This is a genomic window from Pseudomonas aegrilactucae (assembly GCF_019168305.1).
GTDB classification, from domain to species: domain Bacteria; phylum Pseudomonadota; class Gammaproteobacteria; order Pseudomonadales; family Pseudomonadaceae; genus Aquipseudomonas; species Aquipseudomonas aegrilactucae.
Map to the genome: position 1 here is coordinate 1 of NZ_JAHTBI010000099.1, position 5465 is coordinate 5465.

At 52.3% G+C, this 5465-nt stretch carries 4 protein-coding genes; 2 read left to right on the forward strand and 2 right to left on the reverse strand.

All coding sequences use genetic code 11. From position 1 onward, the window contains the following. On the forward strand, window positions 1-386 hold a 386-nt coding region (locus KUO17_RS23210), incomplete at its 5' end, for a transposase domain-containing protein (RefSeq protein WP_255263755.1). Between the two features lie 227 nt (window positions 387-613). Here KUO17_RS23210 and KUO17_RS23220 read toward each other — a convergent pair. Further along, window positions 614-2359: an acyltransferase family protein gene (locus KUO17_RS23220; protein ID WP_217977922.1), complete on the reverse strand. Its 1746-nt coding sequence runs from the start codon at window positions 2357-2359 to the stop codon at window positions 614-616. Then, window positions 2346-2945, reverse strand: coding sequence for an acyltransferase family protein (locus KUO17_RS26985; RefSeq protein ID WP_217977923.1), 600 nt, complete (start codon window positions 2943-2945; stop codon window positions 2346-2348). The genes KUO17_RS23220 and KUO17_RS26985 overlap by 14 nt, the downstream gene beginning before the upstream one ends. A 257-nt stretch (window positions 2946-3202) precedes the next feature. Here KUO17_RS26985 and KUO17_RS26990 point away from each other — a divergent pair, with 257 nt between their 5' ends. Continuing rightward, on the forward strand, window positions 3203-5176 hold the full coding sequence (locus KUO17_RS26990) for an acyltransferase family protein (protein WP_217977924.1): 1974 nt from the start codon (window positions 3203-3205) through the stop codon (window positions 5174-5176). Window positions 5177-5465 lie beyond the last annotated feature (289 nt).

Here is a 5465-nt window from a genome sequence, read left to right on the forward strand (position 1 = left end):
GGGTTCATGGAGCGCTTACGTTTCACAGCGATCAAGGCAGCCAATACGGTAGCCGAAGCTTCCGTCAGCGACTGTGGCGTTATCGCTTCAAACAGAGCATGAGTCGGCGCGGAAACTGCCACGACAATGCGCCGATGGAAAGGTTGTTTCGCAGTCTGAAAACAGAATGGGTGCCAACAGTGGGCTACATGAGTGCTTCGCTGGCACAGCAGGATATTGGTCGGTTTTTGATGCAGCGCTACAACTGGCAACGGCCACACCAATTCAACGGCCAGGAGCCCTATACGTGGCTGCGCCACGTACTGGAACGCCTGCCACTCGCGCAGTCGCTAGCCGACTACGAGGCGTTGCTGCCGTGGAACTGCTCACTGGAGATGCCACGGTAAAACAAAGTCGCACTCCTGGGCAGGTGGGGTTCGTGGATCGCATACGACACCTTCAAGCTTGATGTGAAGCGGGCTGTCGCCGAGTAATGCGTGAGCGTGCGGGGAAGGTGCCATTCCCTGCACATTGATCGACATTTCAACCGCCTGCGCAACCATCCACGTCGCGCAGACTGCATGGCAGGGCGAAGGCGCCGCCATTCGACTCAAAAAACGCAGGCTACCGTAGATTATTGGAGTGCACCTGCGCTGGCATCCCCTACAACCTGTTTTATTTCTGGCTTTGACGCTAAGTAACTCGCATAGCTGGACATACCCAAATTCGTCATGTGCTGGTTATCCCAGAACAGTGGCTTTTCATATGACCCATCCACCCACAACTTACAAGCGCTATGCGTGCAGAAAAACCGGCTCACATCGGCAAACATGATATGGTTTTTTCGGGCCACCTGCTTAGCGTCTTGTGCAACACCGTCAAAATCCCAGCCAATCATTTTGCCATCACCCTTATCGATAACAGCGGGTATCGATGTATTGTCCGGAAGCCCTTTTATGTACTTGTCAACCGCCACCAGGAACATCGGATTCACGCCAACCAACACTATATTATCTACAAGCCTTCTCATCTGAGGAATACTGTTTTTGATATGCACCCAATGCCTGGGCCGGTATCGAAAGCTCAAGACAATACCATTCACGTTAACCTGCTTCGCAAGCTTCTGCATTGTATCGTCAAGCTGGGGAAAACAGGTATTCCCTTTGCTTTTATTAAAAAACTCGGCCGGCGGACAGGCAGACTGATGGATCATGATAAAATTATTATTCGGATATGCACGCCTCAGCGCCCACATCGTATCCCGCCCAACGCTATCACCCACCACCAATATATTATCTTTCTTGGCTTGCCCTACCAGACAACCCAAGACTCGATCCTGAGTATTCCCACCATCAAAACTGCAAGTGTAGCCATTAAAACGCGACAAACTAAACTCATCCAAACCACCGTGATAGTTTAGATTCAGGTTACCCATATAGTATTTCTTTTCTTTCTCGATCACGGCGAGCACTGAAACCCTGCTGTCATCGTACAATACGCCTCGCACCCAACCGTTCACCTTCAACCGCGCGCTCTCAACGATCGAGATCATACTTAACGAAAGCATGACAGCGAGCATTGCCGTAGCAATAATACCGAAGTTAAATACACTGCGCTTCGTTGAAAACACCTTCTTGCGCCGTATAGGCGCCTCGAGCCAATAGTAGGATGCAGCCGAGAGAAAAACGGAAATCAGTACGGCCGCCGTGAGCTCATACGCACCGGCAAGGGGCTTAAGGTATCTAACAAATACAAGAATCGGCCAATGCCACAGGTAGAGACCATAGGAAATGAGACCAACCCACACGATGGAAGGAAACTTGAGCACAGGTGACACCAACCGCCCCCGCCCATGCGCAGCTATTATTAACGCAGTGCCGAATGTCGGCAGCAACGCCGCCGGCCCTGGGAATAGCGTTTCAGGGGTGTAGAGAAACATGGCCACCCCCAAAAGAAGAAGCCCACCTATCTCCATGGCATCCGCCGCACGCCTTGACGGATTCAGCCGCGCCTGAACGGATGCCAACAAGGCACCCACAAGCAACTCCCAAAAACGCGCCAACGAGCTATAAAAAGCGATTTCCTGCTTCCCTGCATACAGGTAATACGTTGCAATAGAGAAAGAGATGACCAAGAGGGCGGCGCACAACGCCGGAAGCAGTGTTCTTTTTTTCCTGATTATTAGAATCAGAATAATTGGAAAAAACAGATAGAACTGTTCTTCAACCGACAGCGACCACATATGAAGAAGTGGCGTGGACTCGCCCGGCCCGTCAAAATACCCCACTGAAGACAAAAAATACCAATTAGCAGACAGGGCAAGCGTCGAATAAAGGCTTTTTGAAAATTCTTCAAGCGGTACCCTGTCAAAAAAAAACAAATGCCGCGCACCCCGTAACAATCAATACCGGAATAAGTGGCGGCAACAGTCTACGAATTCTTCGTTCATAGAATCGGGAAAACGAAAATTGATGAGTCGTTATCTCGTGAATAAGAATCGAAGAGATCAGAAAACCGGATAAAACAAAAAATATGTCTACACCAACATACCCACCACTGATAGGGCCGAAACCAGCATGAAACAGAACCACACTCAGAACAGCAACAGCTCGAAGCCCATCCAACTCAGGTCTATATGCCAGCAAACTTAAATCCCCATTCAAAATGGCCAGCATTCTAGCATCAGCCACGCGGCCCACAACACCCCACATTCCAGATTCTGCCTTCACGCTGGCGCCTGGACATTTACCCCTGTTCGCCAGTTGCTCCTTAGCTTTGGCGTCGCGAGGGCCCCAGAGCGGTAAGCGGCTTTTTCGCGCCAGGCAAGATGATGACACACCGCCCCAGTGGACGCCTACCCTGCTCATTACCCAATTTACTCCAACAAGCGTGATCATTCCGAGGCGCAGAGATGCGTTAATAGACGAGAGCTCGATCAGGCCATGCCCAGCACTTAGCTGCGGCACTTGCCTACCTGGAGCATATGTCTTGCGACCCCAGCACCAGACACACCCGAAAGAAAATTGCGCAGGATGAGCATCCTGAATAGTGCAACCTGGCACCCGAATAGCTTATGCCCGACCGAAATAAAATTGAAAAAAGCAATTGGCCATGGCAGTCTCCGCGCCACGTGAGCACTGTATAGAAAAAGCACGTTTACCAAGAAACACATCATCATGGCGCCGCCTGCCAGAGCGCGAACAATTGCACCAGGGGAAAAACCGTGTCAACCAGTATACGTCCTGCAGACGTGCAGAAATCCGCATTCAGAACTGACATCCAGGCATTACGCGGCATCGCAGTCCTGCTGGTCGTACTCTACCACACACAATTAATTGACTTCGCCGGCTACCTTGGCGTGGACCTTTTCTTCGTTATCTCTGGCTTTCTAATTACCGGCATCCTTCGAAAGGAAATTGAAACAAAGCACTTCAGCTTCTTGCGCTTTTACTTCCGACGCGCAAAACGATTGCTGCCCGCAGCCTTTGTTGTTCTCGCCTTTGTCGTTGCCTGCGCGCCCTTCATACTCACAGACCTAGCGCTAAAGGACCTGAAAACGCAAGTCATTGGCGCCCTTCTGTTCGTCTCAAACTTTGTTGCCTGGAGCCAAACAGGCTACTTTGAAGCGGCCGCCGACACCCAACCACTTCTGCACTTCTGGTCGCTGGCTGTTGAAGAGCAATACTATCTTTTAATGCCGCTCTTGTTATTCTTCATTCCGAGAAAAGCATGGCTGCCCGTTGTGGCAGCCCTTGTGCTTTCCAGTGTGGTGCTGAGTTTTTATCTGGCATCGCACCACCCTGATGCTGCCTTTTACTTGACACTCACACGAGTATGGGAGCTTGGCCTTGGATCATTGGCTGCAATCGTCAAGCTCAAAACAAACGCTCACCGCGGTTTATCACTTGCCCGTATTCCAGCAATTGCGCTAATACTTATGGCGCCCTTTTTCCCAACGGGCCTTCCACACCCAGGTCTTGACGCACTGCTCGTATGCATGGCGACGCTAGTGGTCCTTCTGGGTCATAACCCGAAGACCTGGGAGAACAGCCTTCCCATAAAAGCGATAGCCCGGGTCGGTGATATCTCGTACTCGCTGTACCTGGTTCACTGGCCAATATTGGTTTTTACTCGAGCCGCCTATCTAGACGAACCGCCGCACTCTGCAATTTGGATCGCCGTTGCACTTTCACTCTTGCTAAGCATTGCGCTCTACCGCTTCGTTGAAGAGCCATTCCGAAAAAAGAACCCGACGAAACGACGCCATTATGTTGCTGGGCTGGTAGCGTGCTCAGCGGCTATTGCTATTTCTCCCTCAATCATTGCGCACACTACGGCCTCCGACACGAACTACAAGCACATCCGCCGAACCAACTACGGCCTGGCATCCGAGTGCGCACTGAAGGCCGCCGAACCATTCTCAATCAAGGAACGCTGTAAAACCAACGCCCACCCGAAGGTTTTGGTGTGGGGTGATTCGTACGCAATGGCATGGACTTCGGCGCTTGCAGGCCCCCTTCGGGAGCACGGCGTACAACAGATAACCATGAGCGGATGCGATCCGCTTGATCGTCTCGCTCGGTTCAATAAGGGTGCCAACACGCCTTACAACATCGACTCTGCTAAAGCCTGTATCGGGTTCAACTCGAATACCCTTGAGTACGCCAAGGCAAACGAGGATATCGAGACCGTCGTTATAGCTGGGCGCTTGCAAGGTCCTTTGAGTAAAGCCAATAGCCTCCTGACGCAGACAGCGGAAGACAAATATGAAACCCGCGAAGCTTCCCCCGAGATCGTCGCCAGCGCGCTAGCCTCACTTGCCAAAGAACTGCACAACGCTGGCAAGAAGGTTGTATTTATCGCACCGCCGCCCGCCGACGGCTCGGACATTGGTGCCTGCCTGGAACGCCGGGCGCGGGGAAAATTCAGCCTCGGCCCACAGCCGGACTGCACCATTACAACGAATGCCAATCAAAGATACAGAGGCCGGACACTCAACATGATGGCCGAGGCGGCCAAGTTGGCGGATATCGAGCTTCTGAGCCTGTTCGGATTTCTATGCAGCGATGGCGTTTGCAAAACCGAGATAGAGGGAACCATCCTTTACCGTGACTACAGCCACCTGACTTACAGTGGCGCCGCGTTGATCGGCGAGCGCTCCTCCCTCGCGAAAGACGTGCTTGAAAAAGCCCGCTGACAAAATAACGTTATTGGCCAAGCGACGTGCGCTGATCGCCTGCTGCATCAAAGGTTAGCCGGCGGCGACCTTTACGGTCAGGTCTTTCGCGCCCTGCTTCCTCGAAGGCTCAGGCGCTCCAGTCAAGCGTAAGCGCTCCATGAACCCCACATTCAAAGCGCTTAGCTGACCCCCGATGCTGTGCTCCCGATTTCTTTCTGGAGCCAGCCGCCATGATGCGCCCCGACGCCAAAGTCGAAAAAGTTTATCTCTACCCCAAGCCCGTCGACTTCCGAAAATCCATTGACGG